The sequence below is a fragment of the Chryseobacterium sp. CY350 genome (genome assembly GCF_027945075.1).
Classification (GTDB): Bacteria; Bacteroidota; Bacteroidia; order Flavobacteriales; family Weeksellaceae; genus Chryseobacterium.
Map to the genome: position 1 here is coordinate 3,248,944 of NZ_CP116034.1, position 22,342 is coordinate 3,271,285.

The following is a 22,342-nucleotide window of genomic DNA, read 5'->3' on the forward strand; positions in this document are numbered from 1 at the left end:
AAAAACATTTGGCTAATTAGAAATAAAGTTTTACTTTTGCACACGCAAATACGGCAACGCCCAACGACAGAAAAGGGCAGCTGAGAAAGCGTAAGAGAAGAGATCATTGAAAAATAGATATAACAACCAAGTAAGGAAAAACTAAAGCGTCAAAACTTTGAGTGAGTCAGACAAACATACAATGGAGAGTTTGATCCTGGCTCAGGATGAACGCTAGCGGGAGGCCTAACACATGCAAGCCGAGCGGTAGAGATTCTTCGGAATCTTGAGAGCGGCGCACGGGTGCGGAACACGTGTGCAACCTACCTTTATCTGGGGGATAGCCTTTCGAAAGGAAGATTAATACCCCATAATATATTGAATGGCATCATTTAATATTGAAAACTCCGGTGGATAGAGATGGGCACGCGCAAGATTAGATAGTTGGTGAGGTAACGGCTCACCAAGTCAATGATCTTTAGGGGGCCTGAGAGGGTGATCCCCCACACTGGTACTGAGACACGGACCAGACTCCTACGGGAGGCAGCAGTGAGGAATATTGGACAATGGGTGAGAGCCTGATCCAGCCATCCCGCGTGAAGGACGACGGCCCTATGGGTTGTAAACTTCTTTTGTATAGGGATAAACCTATCTACGTGTAGATAGCTGAAGGTACTATACGAATAAGCACCGGCTAACTCCGTGCCAGCAGCCGCGGTAATACGGAGGGTGCAAGCGTTATCCGGATTTATTGGGTTTAAAGGGTCCGTAGGCGGGCTCGTAAGTCAGTGGTGAAATCTCATAGCTTAACTATGAAACTGCCATTGATACTGCGGGTCTTGAGTAAAGTAGAAGTGGCTGGAATAAGTAGTGTAGCGGTGAAATGCATAGATATTACTTAGAACACCAATTGCGAAGGCAGGTCACTATGTTTTAACTGACGCTGATGGACGAAAGCGTGGGGAGCGAACAGGATTAGATACCCTGGTAGTCCACGCCGTAAACGATGCTAACTCGTTTTTGGGCTTTCGGGTTCAGAGACTAAGCGAAAGTGATAAGTTAGCCACCTGGGGAGTACGTTCGCAAGAATGAAACTCAAAGGAATTGACGGGGGCCCGCACAAGCGGTGGATTATGTGGTTTAATTCGATGATACGCGAGGAACCTTACCAAGGCTTAAATGGGAATTGATCGGTTTAGAAATAGACCTTCCTTCGGGCAATTTTCAAGGTGCTGCATGGTTGTCGTCAGCTCGTGCCGTGAGGTGTTAGGTTAAGTCCTGCAACGAGCGCAACCCCTGTCACTAGTTGCCATCATTCAGTTGGGGACTCTAGTGAGACTGCCTACGCAAGTAGAGAGGAAGGTGGGGATGACGTCAAATCATCACGGCCCTTACGCCTTGGGCCACACACGTAATACAATGGCCGGTACAGAGGGCAGCTACTATGCGAATAGATGCGAATCTCGAAAGCCGGTCTCAGTTCGGATTGGAGTCTGCAACTCGACTCTATGAAGCTGGAATCGCTAGTAATCGCGCATCAGCCATGGCGCGGTGAATACGTTCCCGGGCCTTGTACACACCGCCCGTCAAGCCATGGAAGTCTGGGGTACCTGAAGTCGGTGACCGTAACAGGAGCTGCCTAGGGTAAAACAGGTAACTAGGGCTAAGTCGTAACAAGGTAGCCGTACCGGAAGGTGCGGCTGGAACATCTCATTTTAGAGCGTCTTTCGACGTTAAACAAATAAAGGTACTTTAATGTACCATGTACTTACTTAAAAGAAAACGTTTTAGTTTTTTACTCGGTTGCTTATATTATAAAAATACAAACCCACTAGAAATTAGTATCAGAGGGAGAGATTTAGAAAATAGAGGTTAGAAAATTAGAAGTTAGAGATTAGTCTAACATCTGGTGTCTAAAATCTAACATCTAAACAAAGTCTCGTAGCTCAGCTGGTTAGAGCGCTACACTGATAATGTAGAGGTCGGCAGTTCGAGCCTGCCCGAGACTACTAATTGAAGCGGATGGCAAATGGCTTATAGCTGATGGCAAGAAAGCTGGAAGCAAGAAGCAAATCGCCAGAAGCACCTAGAGGGGAATTAGCTCAGCTGGCTAGAGCGCCTGCCTTGCACGCAGGAGGTCAAGGGTTCGACTCCCTTATTCTCCACCATTACTGAGAAGTAATAAAAAAGTTACAGAGATGTAACGAGCACAGAAGTTATTTAAAGAATAAACAAAGGATTTTAGCCGATAGGGGCTAGAGCGACCCGATTCATCGGGAAGGTCAAGGGTTCGACTCCCTTATTCTCCACAGTTTTGTAAGTTTGATTTAAAAGTAAGATGGATAGAGCCAAAACAAATATCCATTTATCAGACGAGCAGAAAGACATTAAGATCATTGACATTAACGGTAAAAATATCACAAAGAAAAAACCGAGCACTTGCGAGTGCTTGAGAAATAAATAGGAAAGAAATCGTTAAGGGCGTATGGCGGATGCCTAGGCTTTCAGAGGCGAAGAAGGACGCGGTAAGCTGCGAAAAGCTCGGGGGATCGGCACACACGAATTGATCCCGAGATGTCCGAATGGGGCAACCCGTCTGGTTGAAGACCAGTCACTCCGCAAGGAGAGCAAACCAGGAGAACTGAAACATCTAAGTACCCTGAGGAAAAGAAATCGAAGAGATTCCGTAAGTAGTGGCGAGCGAACGCGGATTAGCCCAAAAGTCTTTATATATTTAAAAGAATGTTCTGGAAAGAACAGCCATAGAGGGTGATAGCCCCGTATTTGAAAGGTATATTTAGATGATAAATGAGTAGGGCGGGACACGTGAAATCCTGTCTGAATATGGGGGGACCATCCTCCAAGGCTAAATACTCCTGAAAGACCGATAGTGAACAAGTACTGTGAAGGAAAGGTGAAAAGCACTTCGAATAGAAGGGTGAAATAGAACCTGAAACCGTACGCCTACAAGCGGTCGGAGCCCACAAGTTGGGTGACGGCGTGCCTTTTGCATAATGAGCCTACGAGTTAATGTTACTAGCGAGGTTAAGGACTTCAGGTCCGGAGCCGGAGCGAAAGCGAGTCTGAATAGGGCGCATAGTTAGTAGTATTAGACGCGAAACCTTGTGATCTACCCATGGGCAGGTTGAAGCTTTGGTAACACAAAGTGGAGGACCGAACCGGTTGACGTTGAAAAGTCTTCGGATGACCTGTGGGTAGGGGTGAAAGGCCAATCAAACTGGGAGATAGCTCGTACTCCCCGAAATGCATTTAGGTGCAGCGTCGTGTATAAGTTTATTAGAGGTAGAGCTACTGATTGGATGCGGGGGAGTCAAATCCTACCAATTCCTGACAAACTCCGAATGCTAATAAATGTTCCACGGCAGTGAGGGCGCGGGTGCTAAGGTCCGTGTCCGAGAGGGAAAGAACCCAGACCAACAGCTAAGGTCCCCAAATCTCTATTAAGTTGAAGCAACGCGGTTGGACTGCATTGACAGCTAGGATGTTGGCTTGGAAGCAGCCATTCATTTAAAGAGTGCGTAACAGCTCACTAGTCGAGCGGTCCGGCATGGATAATAATCGGGCATAAATAGAGTACCGAAGCTATGGATTTACAACTTAGGGTTGTATCTGGTAGGGGAGCATTCTGTTTGCACAGAAGCAGTGGCGCGAGCCATTGTGGAGCGTACAGAAAAGAAAATGTAGGCATAAGTAACGATAAAGCGGGCGAGAAACCCGCTCACCGAAAGACTAAGGTTTCCTCAGCCATGCTAATCAGCTGAGGGTTAGTCGGGACCTAACGCGAACCCGAAAGGGGTAGTGGATGGACAATGGGTTAATATTCCCATACTTGCTCACACTAAAAAGGGGACGGAGTGCCGTACTTACTGGAGACTGACGGAATAGTCAAGACCTAGCCTTCGGGCGAAGTTGCTGTAAGGAAAGTGCTTCCAAGAAAAGCCGAAGTGAAGCAACCCGTACCAAAACCGACACAGGTAGTCGAGGAGAGAATCCTAAGGTGCTAGAGTGAATCATGGTTAAGGAACTAGGCAAAATAGTCTCGTAACTTCGGAAGAAGAGACGCCAGCAGCAATGCTGGCCGCAGTGAAGAGGCCCAGGCGACTGTTTATCAAAAACACAGGACTCTGCTAAATCGAAAGATGCTGTATAGGGTCTGACACCTGCCCGGTGCTGGAAGGTTAAGGAAGGGCGTTAGCAGCAATGCGAAGCGTTTGACTGAAGCCCCAGTAAACGGCGGCCGTAACTATAACGGTCCTAAGGTAGCGAAATTCCTTGTCGGGTAAGTTCCGACCTGCACGAATGGTGTAACGATCTGGGCACTGTCTCAACCATGAGCTCTGTGAAATTGTAGTCTCGGTGAAGATGCCGAGTACCCGCAATGGGACGAAAAGACCCTGTGAACCTTTACTATAACTTCGTATTGACTTTGAGTAAGTAATGTGTAGGATAGGTGGGAGACTTTGAAGCAGGCACGCTAGTGTTTGTGGAGTCAACGTTGAAATACCACCCTTTACTTACTTGGAGCCTAACTTCTTTTAGAAGGACACTGCGTGGTGGGTAGTTTGACTGGGGTGGTCGCCTCCAAAAGAGTAACGGAGGCTTTCAAAGGTACCCTCAGCACGCTTGGTAACCGTGCGTAGAGTGTAATGGCATAAGGGTGCTTGACTGTGAGACCTACAAGTCGATCAGGTGCGAAAGCAGGACATAGTGATCCGGTGGTTCCGTATGGAAGGGCCATCGCTCATAGGATAAAAGGTACTCCGGGGATAACAGGCTAGTCTCCCCCAAGAGCTCACATCGACGGGGAGGTTCGGCACCTCGATGTCGGCTCGTCACATCCTGGGGCTGGAGAAGGTCCCAAGGGTTGGGCTGTTCGCCCATTAAAGTGGCACGCGAGCTGGGTTCAGAACGTCGTGAGACAGTTCGGTCTCTATCTATTGCGGGCGTTAGATGTTTGAGAGGGCTTGATTCTAGTACGAGAGGACCGAATTGAACAAACCTCTGGTGTATCAGTTGTTCCGCCAGGAGCACCGCTGAGTAGCTACGTTTGGAAGAGATAAGCACTGAAAGCATATAAGTGCGAAACTCGCCTCAAGATGAGACATCTTTTAAGGGTCGTTGGAGATGACGACGTTGATAGGCTACAGGTGTAAAGTTGGTAACAGCATAGCCGAGTAGTACTAATTACCCGTAGATTTATAGCCTATTACAGGAATAAATATAATCATCAATGAGTAATCATTTAAAAAATTATAAACCTATCTCAAATCGCTTGCAAGTGCAAGAAAGGTTTTTTCTTTGTGACTGTTTTTATCGATTAAAAAGCCATAAGCTTAAGGCCTAAAGCCTAATGCTTACAGCTATATACAACCTTTAGGGTGGTTTTAGCGGTGGGGCTCACCTGTTCCCATTCCGAACACAGAAGTTAAGCCCACCAGCGCCGATGGTACTGCGAAAGCGGGAGAGTAGGTCGCCGCCAGTCTTTTTTTAAAGCTCCTTTATCAACCGATAAAGGAGCTTTTTTTTATATATACTCTATTGAAGTCAAACATGTTTGTAATAACAGCGATTAATTTCATTCTGAATCCAGCAATTATTAGTTCCAGGCAAAACATCATAGAACTCTGGTTCGGGATAACGCTTTATTGCGGTTAGCATTTACATCCGAATCAATTATTCTAAGTGTGAATCGTTGGCTAAAATTAGAATACATCAAATATTACTGTTTTTTGAGAAGACAGCTATTTAAACTTCAAGTCTAATACGAATTTAAGCATCGAGTCATCATTACAACTATCTAATGATTAGATATAAACTTCCTGATTGTTGTAGCAAAACCAGGGAAATTTATAGCACATAATTTATGTAAAAGATGTAATAATTATCTTAAAGTAATAATACAAAAATATTGATGCACAAAACTAAAGTTTTTAACATGAATTTTTTGCCGTAAAAAAAACAGAGTGATTTTATTTTTCTGATCTTCCCTTAGATCCGGAACTATTTTAAATTGCCTTCATATTATTACAAAAACCTCTAAAAATAATATTTATTTTACTAAAATCAAGTCGATTTTAAAGCTCACAACTTAGTATAACACTGTACTATAATATTTCTCTGCTTTTATTAGTTGTTTAGAATTAAATTTGCAGGTGTTTGTTAGTTGCTGATATCCCTAAATTTATTTACACAAAGCATAACATATAATTAGCTGAAAAATTCTTTTAAAGTCATGTTTTTAATTTAATAAATTTGAAAAAAAAATACGTTTGCTTAGCTAGTAATTTGAAATCTTATTCCATAGTGCTGATAATTATCGTATCGCCTTACATACTGTCATAATGATTTTTATTGAATACTCATTATACTATTTATTCGTATATTATTTGAATAAGTAGCTCATTGAGAAGTATAGCATCAATTCACAAACCGAATAAAAGTGAGTAAAGAATAAATTTCTATAGCATTTAAGAATTAATAGTCTAAAACTCTTGTAGATATTTATCTATAATGAAAAATTTGTCATACTTAAACTATATTGTCAATAATTCATTAATATTTATTTATTAATAAATAAAAATTTGTTGTTTTCCTTTATGTGGAAGTTTGGTGTTGTACTAATTGTTTATTGGTTGGTGAGATTAATTGTAAACATTTGATTAATTGGTGTTTGTGTAAGATGTTAAAAAGAAAAACACTTGCAGGATTCAAAAATAGTTCTACATTTGTTGTATAAATGTTTTACAGAAAATTAATTTTCTAAAAAAATATTTAATAACATTTGAATATATTCCATGTTGGTTTGATGTAAAATTTGCAAAATGATGAAAAACACAAATCCGGATATATTCCATATTGGTAATATTATAAATTAAACCTTAAATATATTTATTATGTCATTTAAAACCATTTTGGAGTACGCAGGAAAAAAGCGTAACGTACTATCTGTAGAATACGCAATGCTACAGGAAACCGATAAAACAGGAAGACCTTCTTCTGTTACTCGTGGCGGTAAAATCTTTATTACAGTAGAAGGCACCGGCGAGACCGATCTTTTCGAATGGATGACCAATTCTTTTGAGAGAAAAGACGGTAGCGTGAGATTTGTAAAGAGAGACAGCGATGCTACGCTGAAGGAGCTCAAATTCAAGGAAGCATATATTGTAAAATACAACGAAAACTTTGATGCCTCAGGAGACAATCCCTTAACAGAGACGTTTGTTCTTTCGGCACAGGAAATCGAGTTAGGTAACGCAAAACACACTAATGATTGGGTATAAATTTTTCCCACAAATCTTTTTAATTTTCAAAAAAAATATCTCTTATTGAATAAGTAGGGATTGAATTATAATTATTGATTATTCGATTTGTCAATTCATAAGTATCGTTGTTTTGAAGATTTTAAAAAAAACAATTCTATTTTATAACAACTAAATTTTAAAATTATGTCATTTCAGACTATATTAAAAGTATCAGGTAAAAACTACAACGTATTAAGCGTAAACTACGGTCTGTTTCAGGAAACAGATGCTACAGGAAGACCCTCTACCATTACAAGAGGTGGAAAAATAGAAGTAACCGTGGAGAGTACTGGAGAGACCGATCTTTTCGAATGGATGACCAATTCTTTCGAAAGAAAAGAAGGAAGCTTTGTATTTTATAAAAGAGACAGTCAGTCTACATTAAAAGAACTGAAATTCACTGAAGCTTACCTTGTTAAGCATAAAGAAAAGTTCGATTCTACTGGAGAAAATCCTTTGACCGAGACTTTCACTATTTCTGCCAGAAAAATAGAAATGGGAAGCGGTGCATACGAAAATGAGTGGGTGTAAATTACATACAGTTCAGAAAATGGGTAATTTAAGTATTACCCATTTTTGGCTTTAAGTATAAAATTTAAATAGTACTATGTCATGAGTGGCAAAACTGTTTCAATAAATTTTTTACTTATCATTTATAATTAATCATTTATAAATTAAAAATATGTCATTTTTATCAAAACTAGAATTAGACGGTAACACCTATAATATTTTGGAGTGCAAATACAACTTCATTCAACCAGTTGACGGCACCGGAAAGCCGAAAGGAATGCCTACAGGAGGCGACATCATCATCAAAATCGAAAGCACGGGAAATCCTGAACTTTTAGGATGGATGTTGGATCATAATCAGATGAAAAATGGGAAAATCGTTTTTTATCGTAGAGATGCAATGAGCAAACTACAGGAACTGAGCTTTGAAAAAGCCTTTTGTGTAGAATTTTCTGAATGTTTTAATGGACTCGATAGTCAGCCACTGCAGATAGAAATGCGTCTGATCGCCAAGAAATTCAACATCAATGGAGCTACACATGAAAAACAGTGGCTGGAATAATGATCAGCAATCATAATAGATCATTCATTTTATACACATCCATCAATCTAAATTTAATCATAAACTAATGGAAAACCAAGATTTCTCGACGATATTCGGTACGTCTCGCAGATTTGAAGACTGGCTTCATGATACAACGAATCCTTTGGTGTATTGCCTTCTGACTTTAGACGGGAAAGATTTTATCCGAAAAAACAGCTATACGGTAGAGCTGAGCCAAAAAACTAATGACCATGACCGATTTACGATCGTGGTTCCGGATGATGCCTTAGATACTTTCAAAGGCTATGTGATGGAAAATTCTAAAAATCTGCTCGGAAAAGAGATAGGAATTACGTATTGGCGCTTTGGTAAAAGTCAGCATTACTTTAGGGGAATTATCGGAAATGTCCGTAATAAAAAAGATGAAGGTGGTGGTTACGGCGAGCTTTACATTACCGGTTTTGCGCCAAGCATTTTACTGGAAAGCGGAAAAGACTGTCAGAGTTTTGAAGACAAAACCCTCGAGCAGATCGTAAAACAGGTAACTGAAGGCTATCCGCAGGAAGCTAAAGTAGAAATAGCCTCCGGTACGCTGAGTGAATTCAACAAAAAAGCCCTTCCTTACACGGTTCAATATAAGGAATCAGATTATCAGTTCATCAAAAGACTGGCGATCCGTCACGGAGAATATTTTTATTACAACGGCGAGAAACTCATCTTCGGAAATACTGTGCAGCCAATTCTGAAACTCAGCGAAAATATAGATTTGATTGATGTTGAGTTTGAAATGCGGATTCAGGCTCAGGATTTTACCTTCACGGGTTACGACACCGAAAGCGGAGCAAGAATAGAAAAAGACAGCAGCAATGCAAGAAGCCAGTACAAAGAAAATCTGTTTCAGGTAATTGCAACAAATGCCTCAAAAAATGTTTTTAAAAAGAAGCCAAAAATGCACTTCAACCATACGGGAATCCAGAACTGGTCTGAAGGTCAGTTGGCAGAAGCGGTACGACTGGAACGTGAAAAGCGTGAGAATCTGATGCAGGTAAAAGGCAGAAGTAAAACTCCCGAACTGAAGATTGGCGGACGCGCAAAACTTTCCGATATCAATGGCAAGGCAATGGAAACCTACCGCATCCTGGAAATAAAACACATCTACGAACCGGGCGATTATTACAATGAATTTGTCGGAATCCCGGATATATTCAGTGCCGTGCCTTATCTCGACACCGAAGCAGTACCAAAAGGTGAAGAGCAACCCGCAAGAGTGGTGGACAATAACGATCCGATGGGAATGGGAAGAGTCCGCGTGCAGTTCCCGTGGCAGGAAGATAAAGGACAAAAAACGCCTTGGATTAGGTTGATACAACCACATTCGGGTGCTGGCAAAGGTTTTCATTTTATCCCGGAGATTGGGGAAGAAGTTTTGGTGGGGCATGAGAGCGGAAGCGCAGAGAAACCGTTTGTGATGGGGATGCATTATAATGGTGGCGAGACGAGTGGTTATGGAACTTCTGACAACAGCATAAAAGTAATACACACGAGAAGTGGACATATTTTAAAATTTACAGAAGATGAAAGTATTATCCTAACTGACAAAAGTGGTAATGAAATGATTTTTGATACTGTTGGAAGTAATATTACAGTTACTGCTCCTGAAAAGATGACGTTCAATTGCAAGAATCTTAATATCAATGTTGGACAGAATATGACTACAAATGTTGGACGAAATCAAAATAATATAGTAGGAATGAATCAGGTAGAAAGTATTGGCATGATGAAGAATTTATCCGTAGGAGCAAACTTTATGACAAATATTGTGGGAAGTTTAATGGAATTTGTAAAAGGAAATAGAGAAACCAAGGCAAAAGAACTAAAAGAAAATTCTAAAAGAAGAGAGATTATTTCTGAAGAAAACAATAACATCCATTCTCAAAAGAATTTCAACAATAATAGTGGAAACAACTCAAAAATGCACTGATTATGTCTATTGTACGGATTACAAAAGGTGAATATATCACAGAGATAGAAAAAGGCTGGACGGTTTATACTGATGAATTTGAAGCTTATGCAGGACAGTTTAGCCATTTTACAGCAGCAGACGGAATTAGTTTTGGAGATCCTGAAAAAGACGAAGACAAAGAAACCAAATACTTTAAAGATGCTTGGTGGTCATTAGATCTGGAAGGCAAGCAAAGAATAATGGAAGGTAATGTAGGGCAAAAAGTGTACTTCCATATCGAGACGCAAAATATTCCGGACAAAGATCCCAAAACAGGATTTGATTCTGAAATCAGTATTCAGTTATATGACTATGATGAAGACAAATTTCATGATCCTATAAGTGTTATTGCATCCAATAAGGCTCGTATTGTTTCTGTGAAAGTTGAAAAAAACAAAGCCGTTTTGGATCTTCTGCTTTCTCCGGGATTAGAGATAGTGGAAGAAATAGAAAAAGATGATGATGTAAGATTATTCTTCAATTGCACCTATCATGAAGATATCGAGATCCCTCTGCCAAAAGAAAAACCAGACTATCTTTTGGTGAAAACCTGCGATAAAAAAGTAATACAGAGCTATGAAAGTATTGGCTATGGCAGATGCGAATTTTATCAGTATAGGTACAATGACTTTATGCGTAGGCATGAGAAATGCGGGCATGTACCACCTGACTATTACTATGGCCCAATGATAAAGATAAATGAAGATACAGAGAAATTCTATGATTATTATGCCCTTAATGATGAAATGAAAAACCCTGTGGGGATGACCGTCGCAAGAATAAAAACAGAAGACAGGCTGGGTGTAGCCGGAAAACCTTTGGTAGGATACAGCTATGGTTTTAAATATTGTGTAAGATTTACACATGTGCTGAATCCAAAGTTATCTGACCAAGGAAAAAATTGGTTAACAAAAGCAAGATTCGATTTGCAAAAATTAATGGAAATTGGTTTAATTAAATATCAATATGAGGCTATCTATGACAAAATCATAGAAAGTATGGAAAGTACGTTTAACAAAAATTTTGAACCGACTACAGAAGAAGTTAATGCAGCGGGAAATGGCGGTAAGGAAAAAGCAAAAGAATCAAAAAAAGAAAAATACTATAAAAATATAGAACTCTTCAATCAGCGTTTTCAGGAATTTGCTTTTGCTACGCATCCCGATGCTTATAATCCAAAAGCAATGTCTGAGTTACCACTAAAAGATTTAGCATTGATATCTTTGTCACCGGATTTCAAAGAATGGATTGGTGAGGGCGCTTATGGCACCTGGATGCAGGCAGCCATTGTAGCCGGTAATATGGATTATGGAGAACTGCTTGTAACCAATATGGAACATTACAGCCAACCGGAAAATTCGGGTTGGATGGATGCTTGGGAAGTAGCCAAAGAAGCCGGGGGGAAAATAAAAGATGAAGTGGTAGATATGATGCTGTTGGACGACATAGAAAAATTCATACGAGAAAACCGCATCACACATGAGTAATCTACGATACAAAATAAGCAGGCTCTTAATAGGCGCATTATGCATTATAAAATCCCTATCCGCCTGCTCACAACAACCAAAAGATGATAATATGAAATGGACAGCAAAATATGATTTTATAGATTTATATAAGGTAAAAGTGAATGGAGGATCTTTTAATCCCGGTAGTGCAATTCGCTTAGCCAAAATAGAGATTCCCTATGAGAATACAATTATACTAGGAGGATCAAAAGATGAAAATTCTTTCGACCCCAAAAAAACAGGAGATATTGCAGTCTTATTTGCCAGCAAGGACAGAGGGAAAAATTATCAGGAAATAATAATAGGAGAAAAAGACATGGAGTACATGGAGTCCAAAGGCGATTATACCCTGATAAAAGCATATACAATGGATAGTGTAGCTGTCAAACACTATAAAATACTATTATTGAATAATAAGACTTTTGAGCTACAAAAAGTAGATGAATATATAAGACCAGCAAATCTTTCTGACTATTATTATAGTGATTTTGATGGGAAATATATTGTGCTCGAAAACTACGGTACGTTTACGATCGTTAACCTTCTCAATCGAAAAGAAGAATATAAAATACCTACCAATAAAATTGGAGATTATTTTTTTTACACAGGCAATGGCAGAATAGTTTACAAAAAAGACAATGAAATCCGAGAGTACAATGCAATCACACAAGAGGACAAACTACTCAATAAGCTTAAAAATAAGTATGATTATTTTTTCTATATAGATAATCAATTGACTTTACAAAATAAAATATTTGATGATGGCGATAAATTTCAATATGATATTTATGACATCAACGAAAATCCTTTGTATACAAAAACACCAGAAAACAAATATTTTTACCGTTACAAAAACTTTGTCTGTGATTACCGTAAACTAGGCGCAAAACCCGAGATCCGCTATTCTTATGACTATGGTAAAACCTGGAAGTCGCACCACGTGCAGGGTTTTACGATTCTTTCAAGTCTTGTCGGCTTTTACAAAGATCAGTTTTTGGTTACGGAAGGTATTTTTTGGCATTTCGATTCCCCAAAAAGTGGCGGACGTGTAATGGTTGGCGAATTTGTAAAATGATCAGAATACTGAAAATATCAATGCTGACTCTGTTGTTGTCATTTTTTGCCTGCTCACAACAACCAAAAGATGATAATATGAAATGGATAGCAAAATATGATTTTTTCGATTTATATAAGGTAAAAGTTAATGATAATACCTTCAACCCTGGAAGTGCAATTACTATTAGAAACATAATTATACCCTATGAAAATACAATAATCATGGGAGCAGAAAAAGATGAACATTCATTTGATTCTTCTAAAAAAAGTAGCATAGCTGTATTGTTTGTTTCTAATGACAAGGGGAAAAGTTACCAAGAAATAAAAACAGGAGAAAAAGATTTAGAGTATATGGAATCTAAAAGCGACCATACTTTAATAAAAGCTTACACGATGGATAGTTTGGCAGTAAAGCACTTTAAGATACTTTTACTCAACAACAAAACTTTTGAACTGAAAAAGGTAGATGAATATGCCGAACCCGAAGATTTCTCAAACTATTACTATAGTGATTTTGATGGAAAATATATTGTGCTTGAAAATTTTGGAAAATATATAATAATAAACCTATTAGACAAAAATGAATATTATAGTATTCCAGTTGATGAAATAGGAAAGTCATATTTCTATATAGGCAATGGGAAAATTGTTTATAAAAAAAATCAGGAAATAATCGAATATGATGTAAAATCAAGACAATCTAAGATTCTATCTGTTTTGAAAAACAAGTATGAGTATTTTAGATATATTGATGAAAATCTCCTGTTAAAAAAAATAGAACTTGAAGACGGAGACAAATATAAGTACGGAATTTATGATATTTATGAAAATAAATTGTATGAAGAAACCAATGAAAATAAATATTTCTATCGCTATAAAAACTTGTCTGTGATTATCGAAAACTAGGAGCAAAACCTGAGATTCGTTATTCATATGACTATGGCAAAAGTTGGAAAGTGCATCATGTAACAGATTTTACCATTCTTCAAAATATTTTTGGATTTTATAAGGATGAATTTTTGGTAACAGAAGGCATCTTCTGGCATTTTGATTCTCCGGAAAGTGGCGGACGTGTAATGGTAGGCGAATTTGTAAAATAAAATACGTTTGTAATTTTCCCTAAAAACCGGAATATTTAAAAATATAGTTTTTAAATTTGGAAGACAATGAAAAACAGTAAATTTTCAGAAGTCCAGATTATTAAGATTTTAGCTGAACAAAATCAAGGTAAAAAAGTAAATGAAATTTGCAGGGAACACAGCATTAGCCAGCCGACATTTAATAAATGGAAAAGCAAATATGGCGGTTTGGATGTTCAGCCACTCTCCAAAATGAAAGAGCTGGAAAAGGAACTTTCGCAATACAAAAAAATCGTAGCGGAACTTACACTGTAAAATGTGGTGATGAAGGACGTAATTGCAAAAAAACTTAACACCTTCCGAGAAGCGGGAACTGGTTGTTTATTCCGCAACAGAATATGGAATAAGCACTCGGAATGCGTGTAGAGTTTTTACCATAAACAGTTCGGTATTTTATTACAAAAAGAAGAAAAACAATGAGATGATAAAATCCGGGAGGAGCTGGTTTTACTTGCAGACCAGCATCAGACGTGGGGATTATGGACAATGCACCACCGTTTGGGAAATTTGGGTTTCGGGTGGAATCACAAGCGGGTTTACAGGATTTACAAATCGATGAAACTGAATCTAAGAAGCAAACGAAAGAAACGGCTTCCGGCAGTGGTGAAAGAGCCCTTACTTCGACCTATTTATCCAAATGTAACGTGGAGTATGGATTTTATGCACGGTACTTTGGAGAATGGTAAAAGCGTTAGAAGTCTTAATATTATTGATGATTTTAACAGAGAAATTTTGAATATTACCATCGATACCAGTTTGCAGTCAGCAAGAGTAGTTTCACAACTGGAACAACTAATCGACTGGCGTAGGAAACCAGAAAAGATAAGGGTTGACAACGGTCCGGAGTTTATTGCTGAAAAACTAAAAGACTGGTGCAATAAAAATGAGATCACACTTCATTATATTCAGCCTGGAAAACCTACGCAAAATTCTCTGGTAGAAAGATTCAATAGGACTTTTCGGACAGAATTTTTAGATGTTTATCTTTTTGAGAACATCAGGTCAGGCAGATGAGACATCATTCAGAAATTTGGATGTGGATGTATAATAATGAGCGACCTCACAAATCATTGCAATACCTCACGCCAAGGGGTTTTTTGTTGAAATATGGAAAACTTGCCCAAGCTAAGGCCAACGAGTTTCCCACATTCCAACAAAATTTTAACAATGAAAACAGTAAATTATTAACCAAAAAATCTACTTCTGAGTGTGCCTAAAATGGGTAAGATTACAGTAGAAATCACAATATGAAGCAACGGAAAAAAAACATATGACTCTCAAAGATTTAAAATAAAATGGTAGCATTTTTTTGAATAATGATTGAATTTTTTTATTAATTATGCTAACAATAATATAGAGCGTGCTTATTTATAGATATAATTTATAATATATAGTTTAAGACACAGGAGAAGTCATTTTATTATCTTCAAGCAGGTCAAAATGAAACTTAATGTTGGCAATGTTTTTCCAGGTTACATATTTAAATATAAAGAATCCTATCAGCATACCTACGGTATTTAAAAATACGTCATCAACATCTGCTACACCTCTTCCTGAAAAATATTGTAACGATTCAATAATACTGATTGCAATAAGAAAAAATACAGTTAGTGGTATAAATCTATTAAATTTTTTGATGCATAAACCTAACCAGCCGAACGGACTGAAGAGAAAAATGTTACCGAAAATGTTTATAATAAATGATTGATTATCAGTGTTGTGATCGTTGAAAAAATGTTGAATTGTAATAAATGGTTGATGCTGGATATAAGCAATTTCTGACGGCTCTCTTCCAGAAGCATAGAACATCATGTACAATAAAACGACGGCATATAAGGCAATAAATACTGCAAAATATCTTTTCATAGGTTTCCATTTAGGATTAGTAATAAAAAAGAGGTTGAAGTGCTTATTAGTTTTTGATATATTAGAATAACAAAAATCTGACCCTAGTAGTATGTCATTTTGAAACTTTATAATTCCTTAGCAGTATTTAACATAATATAAAAGCCTCACTTAGCAAATGAGGCTTTAGAAATGTAATAAAAAGTCAGAATCAAACCTGTATAACGCCTAAATTAAATTTTTCAGTAATCGGAGAGTGATCTGCGGCTTCAATTCCCAAAGATATCCACTTTCTGGTATCTATAGGGTTTATAATAGCATCCGTCCATAATCTTGAAGCAGCGTAAGTTGCTTCTGTTTGTTTTTGATATTTCTTAGAAATAGAATCCAAAATTTCCTTATGAGCTTCTTCTGTAATCTCTTTGCCTTGCTTTTTTAAGGTAGATTCCTGAATTTGGGCCAAGACTTTCGCAGCTTGTGAACCACCCATTACTGCAAGATCTGCCCATGGCCAGGCAACTATTAATCTTGGGTCATATGCTTTTCCGCACATTGCATAATTTCCGGCTCCGTAAGAATTCCCCGTAATGATTGTGAATTTTGGAACTACAGAATTGGCAACTGCATTCACCATTTTAGCGCCGTCTTTTATGATTCCGCCATGTTCGGATTTTGAACCAACCATAAATCCTGTTACATCCTGTAAAAATACCAACGGAATTTTTCTTTGGTTACAGTTGGCAATAAATCTCGTTGCCTTGTCAGCAGAATCAGAGTAAATTACTCCTCCAAACTGCATCTCGCCTTTACCGCTTTTTACCAGTTTTCTTTGGTTAGCGACGATTCCTACAGACCAGCCGTCAATTCGTGCAGTAGCACAGATGATACTTTTACCATAGTCGGCTTTGTATTCTTCAAACTCAGAATTGTCGACCAGGCATTTTATAATTTCTAAAGTATCATATTGATCTGCACGGGAAACCGGCATAATTCCGAAAATATTATCTATTTTTTCTTTGGGAGGAAAACTTTCAATTCTGTCGAAACCTGCTTTTTCATAGCTTCCGATAGATTTCATGATGTTTTTTATTCTGTTTAAAGCATCCTGATCATCTTTCGCTTTATAATCTGTTACTCCCGAAATTGAACAGTGAGTTGTTGCACCACCCAAAGTCTCGTTGTCAATACTTTCACCGATTGCTGCTTTTACCAAATAACTTCCGGCAAGGAAAATAGATCCCGTTTTATCAACAATCATCGCTTCGTCACTCATAATAGGAAGATAAGCACCTCCAGCAACACAACTTCCCATCACAGCAGAAATCTGAATGATTCCCATAGCGCTCATTTTTGCATTATTTCTGAAAATTCTTCCGAAATGTTCTTTGTCAGGGAAAATCTCGTCCTGCATCGGGAGATAAACTCCGGCAGAATCGACAAGATAAATAATTGGAAGTTTGTTTTCCATCGCTATTTCCTGAGCTCGTAGATTTTTCTTTCCGGTGATCGGAAACCATGCGCCGGCTTTCACCGAAGCATCATTTGCCACCACAATACATTGTTTTCCTGAAACATAACCCATTACTACAACGACACCACCACTCGGGCAGCCGCCATGTTCTTCATACATTTCGTAGCCTGCAAAAGCACCGATTTCAATGGAATCAGAATTTTTATCAAGAAGATAGTCAATTCTTTCTCTTGCTGTCATTTTACCTTCGTCGCGAAGCTTTTGAAGTCTTTTTTCTCCTCCACCTTTTTTTATTTCAGAAAGCAAACGATTTATTTCAGCTAATTTTAATTTGTTTTGATCTTCTCTTTTGTTAAATTCGATGTCCATGAAATTCCAATTTTTAAGTGACCAAGATACTACTTTTATAAAAAATAAAATATTACTCTTTTTTATGATTCAACGCATTGAAAATCATAAATTTATGAAATATTTAACATAGATATGTTTTTTTATGTTTGTTTTTTTTATAATTTTACAATAGAGGAAAGGAGCTGATTACTCCGTTATAAATCCTTTGTTCCTAGTTTATTTTTTTAATAGTTTATTATTTGAAGGCCCTGAAAGTTGAACAGACTTTCAGGGTTTTTTTTGTGGAAACTTTAAATTTAGCTAACAGCTATTTTTTTGAATTATATGAATCTCAAGGATAGGTTCTTTGGAATGATGAGCTTATTTATTTTTTTTGAGGTTGATTTAACAAAACAATTTTTTGAATTATAAAAAGCGGCTAAATAAAATTTAATAATCTATACGTCTTTTAAAGCTGTATAGAAGTAATTAATTTTAGATTATTATTAAAACCTATTCGTAGCTTTGCATTTCATATATTTTATTTTATAAGCATGCAAAAATTAGCTCTTTTCAGATTGCACTTGATTGTTTTTTTGTGGGGATTTACTGCAATTTTGGGAAAACTGATAACTGCCAATGCGCAGATTCTGGTATTTTACAGAATGTTGTTCGCTGCCATATTTTTATTTGTATTTATAAGAATTTTTAAAAAAGAGAGCATCAAAGTCTCCAAAAAACTTTTTTTACAGCTTGCGGCCATAGGTTTTTTCATGGCTTTGCACTGGCTGTGTTTTTTTTATTCCATTAAAGTTTCTAATGTTTCGATTGCGTTGAGTTGTCTTTCATTGTCAACATTATTTGCAGCGATTTTAGAGCCTTTGGTTTTTAAAAGAAAAGTTGATATTTCAGAAGTGTTGATGGGAGTGGTAATTGTTGCCTGTATTCTCCTTATATTTAAAACCGAATTTCAATATAAAGAAGGCATTTTCTTTGGAATTTTATGCGCAATTTTTGGGACAATATTTTCTGTTTTCAACGGAAAGCTGTTTGGGAAAACAAGTCCGGGGAATATTATTTTTTACGAAATCTTTAGTGGTTGGCTTATTTTGGCTATATTTTATTTATTATCGGGTCAAATTTTTTCGATGAATGAAATAAATTACCGAGATTTGTCGTTAATATGCTTGTTGGCAAGTGTTTTTACAGCTTTTCCGATGCTAGAGTCGGTGAAGCTGATGAAGTATATTTCGCCTTTCACATTAATTTTAACAGTAAATTTAGAACCAGTCTACGGAATTATACTAGCTTTTTTTATCTTTGGGGAATCAGAACACATGAGTCCAGTATTTTATGTGGCGTCGCTGGTTATGATTTTGGCAATTGTAGCCAATGCATTGATAAAAACCAGAAAACAAAAAAAAATTAACTAAGCATCAATTTGCATGATGAAAAAATATCTTTTACTATTATTTTCCCTACTATTTGGGTTTTCGCAATCTCAGATTATCAGAAAATATTCCAATGAATTTTTAAATATCGGCGCAGGAGCCCGAGGTCTGGCAATGGGTGGAGCAGTGATCTCTAATCAGGACGATGTTTACTCGCCAATGTGGAATCCCGCAGGTCTGAACGGAATTACAAGAGACTGGCAGGGAGCTGCCATGCACGCAGAATATTTTGAATCTATTGCTAAGTATGATTATCTCGCTTATGCCAAAGTTTTGGAAGAAGGTGTTTTCGGAATATCAATTGTGCGTTTGGGAGTAGATAATATTTTGAATACTACTCAGTTAATCGATACAGAAGGGAATATTGATTATGATAAAATCACGAAGTTTTCTCAGTCAGATTATGCAGGAATTATTTCTTACGCATTCCATCCGGGTGGAAATCCTAAATTGGATGTAGGTGTCAATGCAAAAATTGTCTACCGAAATGTAGGGAAATTTGCAAGCGGTTACGGGTTTGGTTTTGATGTCGGAGCAATTTATAAATCAGATAACGGCTGGAAATTTGGAGGTATGCTTCGCGATGCTACAACGACTGTCAACTTCTGGAGTATTAATCAGGATGAGCTGACAACGGTTGTAAATGGTGAAGAGTTTAACCCTGCACCTACTGATAAAATGGAATTGACGATGCCGAAATTAAACGCAGGAGCAAGTAAATTATTCGAAATTAACAGCAGCTTATACATTCTTCCGGAGGCAGGTATTAATGTGGATTTTGCCAAAACGGCAGCGCTTCTTTCGACAGATTTTGCAAGTATTACTCCGTATGCAGGAGCTGAATTGGGCTATCAGAAAATGATTTTTGTGAGAGTAGGGGTCAACCGTTTTCAGTCTATTACGGATATTGAAGATCTGAGCAGAAAAGTTTCTTTTCAGCCGAGTGCTGGTTTGGGAATCAGATATAGAGGTTTAACGCTTGATTATGCCATCAGCAATTCAGGCATTGGCGGTTCAAATTTCTTCTCAAACTTTTTCTCTCTGAAACTGGATATGGGAGAATTTAGAAATGATTAATAAATTCAGTTGATTTTAAAATTAAATTACAATGAAGAAGCTTTCAACAATTATAGCGGTAGTGTGTTTTACTTTTTCTTATGCACAAAAGGTTTCCGATTACAAATATGTAGCACTTCCGGAAAAATTCACAGGTTTTAAGAATGATCAATATAAAATGGATGTTTTGCTGGCAAAGTCACTGAAGCAAAAACAATATATAGTTTTTTCAGGAAACAGAAGTCAATGGTCGTCAGAAGGAAATTCAAATCCTTGCGGTGTTTTAAATGCAGATGTGATCAATGACAGTGGTTTTTTGAGAAACAAGGTCATCTTAGAATTCAAAGACTGTAATGGGAAAGTAGTTTCAAATTACAAAGGAAGCTCTTCCATCAAAGATTTTGAAGAAGGCTTTCAGGATGCTTTGAAGCAGGCTTTAGTTGCGGTTGCCGTTTCAAGCCCAAAAGAAATTCAGATACAGGCTTCTGTGCAGCAAACGCAAAATGCTGAACCTGTAAAAGAGGTTACAATTGAAAAAGTGGAAAGTTCTACTTCGCAAAATGGTAAATATACTAACGGTAAAGTAAATTTACAAAAGGTTCAGATTGATGACAGTCAGTTTATTTTAGTTGAAGAGAACGGATCTGTTCCTTTTGCAACTTTTAAATCAACCAGTAAGAAAGATACTTTTAAAGTTAAATTAAAATCAGGAGAATCTACACTTGGTTACTATGAGAATGGTGATATTGTCATTGAAATGCCAAAAGGAGATGATTACACAAAGGAAGTCTTCAAATTAAAATAAAGAAAAGCCTTATCTGCAATCAGATAAGGCTTCCTTAAAATAAACCATAAAAAACTAAAACTATGGTAATAGAACAGTATCTATTACATGTATAACACCATTAGACTGATTTACATCAGCGATTGTTACTTTTGCTTTGTTACCTTTTGCATCGGTTACATACAAATCTTTTCCTTTCGTCCAGAAAGTTAATTCTTCTCCCTGTACTGTTTTCATCATTGCTTTTCCGTTTCCTGCTTTTACAGCTGCCCAAACTTGTTTCGAACTGTATTTCCCTGGTAGAACGTGGTATGTAAGAATGCTTGTAAGCATTTCTTTGTTCTCAGGTTTTACAAGATTCTCAACAGTTCCCGCAGGTAATTTTGCAAAAGCTGCATCTGTAGGAGCGAATACTGTGAAAGGTCCAGCGCTTTGTAAAGTTTCTACAAGACCTGCAGCTTTTACTGCTGCAACCAAAGTTTTGTGGTCTTTAGAATTTACCGCATTCTCTACAATATTTTTTGAAGGATACATTGGCGCTCCACCAACCATTACCGTTTTTTCTTTCATTTTTTGGGCTGTTGCATTTCCGCTTAATGCGAAAGATAATGCTGCCATTCCTAGTACTGCGAATTTTGATCTAGCGTTCATTTTCAGATTTTTTTTAATTAATATTACTTGAGTTTATGTGTTATTGTGTTCTTGCTTTCATCTACGACAGTTGTTTGCTTTTAGTTTTCAAAAAATCAAAAATTTATTTTATATAATTGATATTCAGTGTATTAAAATTTATTTTTTTGATTTTGGTTAGGTACAAATTCCAGTGATTCAGAATTCATACAGAATCTTTTGCCGGTAGGTTTTGGTCCGTCATCAAAAATATGTCCCAAGTGAGAATCACATCTTCCACAAAGTACTTCGGTACGCTCCATGTTATGCGAATTGTCTTTTTTGTATTTTACACCATCTTTTCGCAAAGGCTCGTAAAAAGATGGCCATCCGCACGTCGTTGCAAATTTGGAAGTTGAGAGAAACAAAGCATTTCCACAAACTGCGCAATAGTAAGTTCCCTTCACATCAAATTCATAATATTTACCTGTAAAAGCCATTTCGGTAGCGCCTTCGCGGGCAACCTGATACAGTTCGGGTTTAAGAATTTTTCTCCATTCTGCGTTGCTTACCTTCAATCGCGTTGTAGAAGTCTTGGAGTAGTAAGGATTTTTTGACTTAAAATTTTCTGATTGTGCTGACAGATTTCCCATCATTAAAATTAAAAACAGAGTCGCAAATATTCCTTTTATTGGATTTTTCATTTTAAATTAAATTTTAATAATTAACTGTTTAT

General features: G+C 37.4%; 18 protein-coding genes, 2 tRNA genes and 3 rRNA genes. 19 read left to right on the forward strand and 4 right to left on the reverse strand.

Annotated features, from left to right (window positions below; all coding sequences use genetic code 11):
• The first annotated feature begins 178 nt into the window (after nucleotides 1-178).
• The 16 genes from PGH12_RS15180 to PGH12_RS19160 all read left to right on the forward strand — a co-directional run bounded on the left by PGH12_RS15180 (nucleotide 179) and on the right by PGH12_RS19160 (nucleotide 15,277).
• A 16S ribosomal RNA gene (locus PGH12_RS15180) occupies nucleotides 179-1,695 on the forward strand.
• Between the two features lie 219 nt (nucleotides 1,696-1,914).
• A tRNA-Ile gene (locus PGH12_RS15185) sits at nucleotides 1,915-1,988 on the forward strand.
• An 82-nt stretch (nucleotides 1,989-2,070) separates the two neighbouring features.
• Nucleotides 2,071-2,147, forward strand: a tRNA-Ala gene (locus PGH12_RS15190).
• A 297-nt stretch (nucleotides 2,148-2,444) separates the two neighbouring features.
• Nucleotides 2,445-5,204 (forward strand): 23S ribosomal RNA (locus tag PGH12_RS15195).
• Nucleotides 5,205-5,374: 170 nt separating this feature from the next.
• A 5S ribosomal RNA gene (rrf, locus tag PGH12_RS15200) occupies nucleotides 5,375-5,482 on the forward strand.
• Together the 16S, 23S and 5S rRNA genes with 2 tRNA genes alongside form the textbook arrangement of a ribosomal RNA operon.
• A 1,411-nt stretch (nucleotides 5,483-6,893) precedes the next feature.
• Complete coding sequence (gene tssD / locus PGH12_RS15205) at nucleotides 6,894-7,280, forward strand: type VI secretion system tube protein TssD (protein ID WP_267598299.1); 387 nt, start codon at nucleotides 6,894-6,896, stop codon at nucleotides 7,278-7,280.
• Between the two features lie 165 nt (nucleotides 7,281-7,445).
• Complete coding sequence (tssD, locus tag PGH12_RS15210; protein ID WP_267598300.1) at nucleotides 7,446-7,832, forward strand: type VI secretion system tube protein TssD; 387 nt, start codon at nucleotides 7,446-7,448, stop codon at nucleotides 7,830-7,832.
• A 151-nt stretch (nucleotides 7,833-7,983) separates the two neighbouring features.
• On the forward strand, nucleotides 7,984-8,373 hold the full coding sequence (gene tssD, locus PGH12_RS15215) for a type VI secretion system tube protein TssD (RefSeq protein WP_267598301.1): 390 nt from the start codon (nucleotides 7,984-7,986) through the stop codon (nucleotides 8,371-8,373).
• A 67-nt stretch (nucleotides 8,374-8,440) separates the two neighbouring features.
• Entirely contained in the window at nucleotides 8,441-10,336 is a 1,896-nt protein-coding gene (locus PGH12_RS15220) for a type VI secretion system Vgr family protein (protein WP_267598302.1), read from the forward strand.
• A 2-nt stretch (nucleotides 10,337-10,338) separates the two neighbouring features.
• Nucleotides 10,339-11,844: a hypothetical protein gene (locus PGH12_RS15225; protein WP_267598303.1), complete on the forward strand. Its 1,506-nt coding sequence runs from the start codon at nucleotides 10,339-10,341 to the stop codon at nucleotides 11,842-11,844.
• A 91-nt stretch (nucleotides 11,845-11,935) separates the two neighbouring features.
• Nucleotides 11,936-12,940 carry a hypothetical protein gene (locus PGH12_RS15230; RefSeq protein WP_267598304.1) on the forward strand — a complete coding sequence of 335 codons (1,005 nt, stop codon included), beginning with the start codon at nucleotides 11,936-11,938 and terminating at the stop codon, nucleotides 12,938-12,940.
• 77 nt (nucleotides 12,941-13,017) lie between these two features.
• On the forward strand, nucleotides 13,018-13,827 hold the full coding sequence (locus tag PGH12_RS15235) for a hypothetical protein (protein WP_267598305.1): 810 nt from the start codon (nucleotides 13,018-13,020) through the stop codon (nucleotides 13,825-13,827).
• A 50-nt stretch (nucleotides 13,828-13,877) separates the two neighbouring features.
• The gene (locus PGH12_RS15240) at nucleotides 13,878-14,021 is read left to right on the forward strand and encodes a hypothetical protein (RefSeq protein ID WP_267598306.1); all 144 of its coding nucleotides are present in this window, start codon (nucleotides 13,878-13,880) and stop codon (nucleotides 14,019-14,021) included.
• 66 nt (nucleotides 14,022-14,087) lie between these two features.
• Nucleotides 14,088-14,315 (forward strand): transposase, encoded by a 228-nt coding sequence (locus PGH12_RS15245; protein WP_267598307.1) that lies wholly within the window; start codon nucleotides 14,088-14,090, stop codon nucleotides 14,313-14,315.
• Between the two features lie 186 nt (nucleotides 14,316-14,501).
• Entirely contained in the window at nucleotides 14,502-15,074 is a 573-nt protein-coding gene (locus PGH12_RS15250) for a DDE-type integrase/transposase/recombinase (RefSeq protein WP_442867871.1), read from the forward strand.
• Nucleotides 15,075-15,100: 26 nt separating this feature from the next.
• Nucleotides 15,101-15,277 (forward strand): hypothetical protein, encoded by a 177-nt coding sequence (locus PGH12_RS19160; RefSeq protein WP_420710304.1) that lies wholly within the window; start codon nucleotides 15,101-15,103, stop codon nucleotides 15,275-15,277.
• A 178-nt stretch (nucleotides 15,278-15,455) separates the two neighbouring features.
• On the opposite strand, the gene PGH12_RS15255 is transcribed toward PGH12_RS19160, so the two are convergent.
• Nucleotides 15,456-15,926 carry a VanZ family protein gene (locus PGH12_RS15255; protein ID WP_267598310.1) on the reverse strand — a complete coding sequence of 157 codons (471 nt, stop codon included), beginning with the start codon at nucleotides 15,924-15,926 and terminating at the stop codon, nucleotides 15,456-15,458.
• Nucleotides 15,927-16,116: 190 nt separating this feature from the next.
• A complete protein-coding gene (locus tag PGH12_RS15260; RefSeq protein ID WP_267598311.1) occupies nucleotides 16,117-17,745 on the reverse strand; it encodes an acyl-CoA carboxylase subunit beta in 1,629 nt (542 codons plus the stop codon).
• Nucleotides 17,746-18,260: 515 nt separating this feature from the next.
• Between PGH12_RS15260 and PGH12_RS15265 the strand changes: the two genes are divergently transcribed.
• Genes PGH12_RS15265 through PGH12_RS15275 form a run of 3 tightly spaced genes read left to right on the forward strand, consistent with a single transcriptional unit; the run spans nucleotide 18,261 to nucleotide 21,018 of the window.
• Entirely contained in the window at nucleotides 18,261-19,139 is an 879-nt protein-coding gene (locus PGH12_RS15265; RefSeq protein ID WP_267598312.1) for a DMT family transporter, read from the forward strand.
• A 15-nt stretch (nucleotides 19,140-19,154) separates the two neighbouring features.
• Nucleotides 19,155-20,234, forward strand: coding sequence for a putative type IX sorting system protein PorV2 (locus PGH12_RS15270; protein WP_267598313.1), 1,080 nt, complete (start codon nucleotides 19,155-19,157; stop codon nucleotides 20,232-20,234).
• 31 nt (nucleotides 20,235-20,265) lie between these two features.
• Nucleotides 20,266-21,018 carry a hypothetical protein gene (locus PGH12_RS15275; protein ID WP_267598314.1) on the forward strand — a complete coding sequence of 251 codons (753 nt, stop codon included), beginning with the start codon at nucleotides 20,266-20,268 and terminating at the stop codon, nucleotides 21,016-21,018.
• 60 nt (nucleotides 21,019-21,078) lie between these two features.
• Here PGH12_RS15275 and PGH12_RS15280 read toward each other — a convergent pair whose 3' ends face one another.
• Together PGH12_RS15280 and msrB are read right to left on the reverse strand one after the other, a co-directional pair.
• Complete coding sequence (locus PGH12_RS15280; RefSeq protein ID WP_267598315.1) at nucleotides 21,079-21,648, reverse strand: fasciclin domain-containing protein; 570 nt, start codon at nucleotides 21,646-21,648, stop codon at nucleotides 21,079-21,081.
• A 131-nt stretch (nucleotides 21,649-21,779) separates the two neighbouring features.
• Nucleotides 21,780-22,262: a peptide-methionine (R)-S-oxide reductase MsrB gene (msrB, locus tag PGH12_RS15285; protein WP_267598808.1), complete on the reverse strand. Its 483-nt coding sequence runs from the start codon at nucleotides 22,260-22,262 to the stop codon at nucleotides 21,780-21,782.
• Nucleotides 22,263-22,342: the final 80 nt, after the last annotated feature.

Bases quoted from the DNA above. Each gene is read 5' to 3' on its own strand.
- PGH12_RS19160 (WP_420710304.1), top strand. From the start codon at position 15,101: ATGTATAATAATGAGCGACCTCACAAATCATTGCAATACCTCACGCCA.
- PGH12_RS15255 (WP_267598310.1), bottom strand. From the start codon at position 15,926: ATGAAAAGATATTTTGCAGTATTTATTGCCTTATATGCCGTCGTTTTA.
- tssD (WP_267598301.1), top strand. From the start codon at position 7,984: ATGTCATTTTTATCAAAACTAGAATTAGACGGTAACACCTATAATATT.
- tssD (WP_267598300.1), top strand. From the start codon at position 7,446: ATGTCATTTCAGACTATATTAAAAGTATCAGGTAAAAACTACAACGTA.
- PGH12_RS15220 (WP_267598302.1), top strand. From the start codon at position 8,441: ATGGAAAACCAAGATTTCTCGACGATATTCGGTACGTCTCGCAGATTT.
- PGH12_RS15235 (WP_267598305.1), top strand. From the start codon at position 13,018: ATGAAATGGATAGCAAAATATGATTTTTTCGATTTATATAAGGTAAAA.
- PGH12_RS15245 (WP_267598307.1), top strand. From the start codon at position 14,088: ATGAAAAACAGTAAATTTTCAGAAGTCCAGATTATTAAGATTTTAGCT.
- tssD (WP_267598299.1), top strand. From the start codon at position 6,894: ATGTCATTTAAAACCATTTTGGAGTACGCAGGAAAAAAGCGTAACGTA.
- msrB (WP_267598808.1), bottom strand. From the start codon at position 22,262: ATGATGGGAAATCTGTCAGCACAATCAGAAAATTTTAAGTCAAAAAAT.
- PGH12_RS15270 (WP_267598313.1), top strand. From the start codon at position 19,155: ATGAAAAAATATCTTTTACTATTATTTTCCCTACTATTTGGGTTTTCG.
- PGH12_RS15280 (WP_267598315.1), bottom strand. From the start codon at position 21,648: ATGAACGCTAGATCAAAATTCGCAGTACTAGGAATGGCAGCATTATCT.
- PGH12_RS15225 (WP_267598303.1), top strand. From the start codon at position 10,339: ATGTCTATTGTACGGATTACAAAAGGTGAATATATCACAGAGATAGAA.
- PGH12_RS15230 (WP_267598304.1), top strand. From the start codon at position 11,936: ATGAAATGGACAGCAAAATATGATTTTATAGATTTATATAAGGTAAAA.
- PGH12_RS15265 (WP_267598312.1), top strand. From the start codon at position 18,261: ATGCAAAAATTAGCTCTTTTCAGATTGCACTTGATTGTTTTTTTGTGG.
- PGH12_RS15260 (WP_267598311.1), bottom strand. From the start codon at position 17,745: ATGGACATCGAATTTAACAAAAGAGAAGATCAAAACAAATTAAAATTA.
- PGH12_RS15275 (WP_267598314.1), top strand. From the start codon at position 20,266: ATGAAGAAGCTTTCAACAATTATAGCGGTAGTGTGTTTTACTTTTTCT.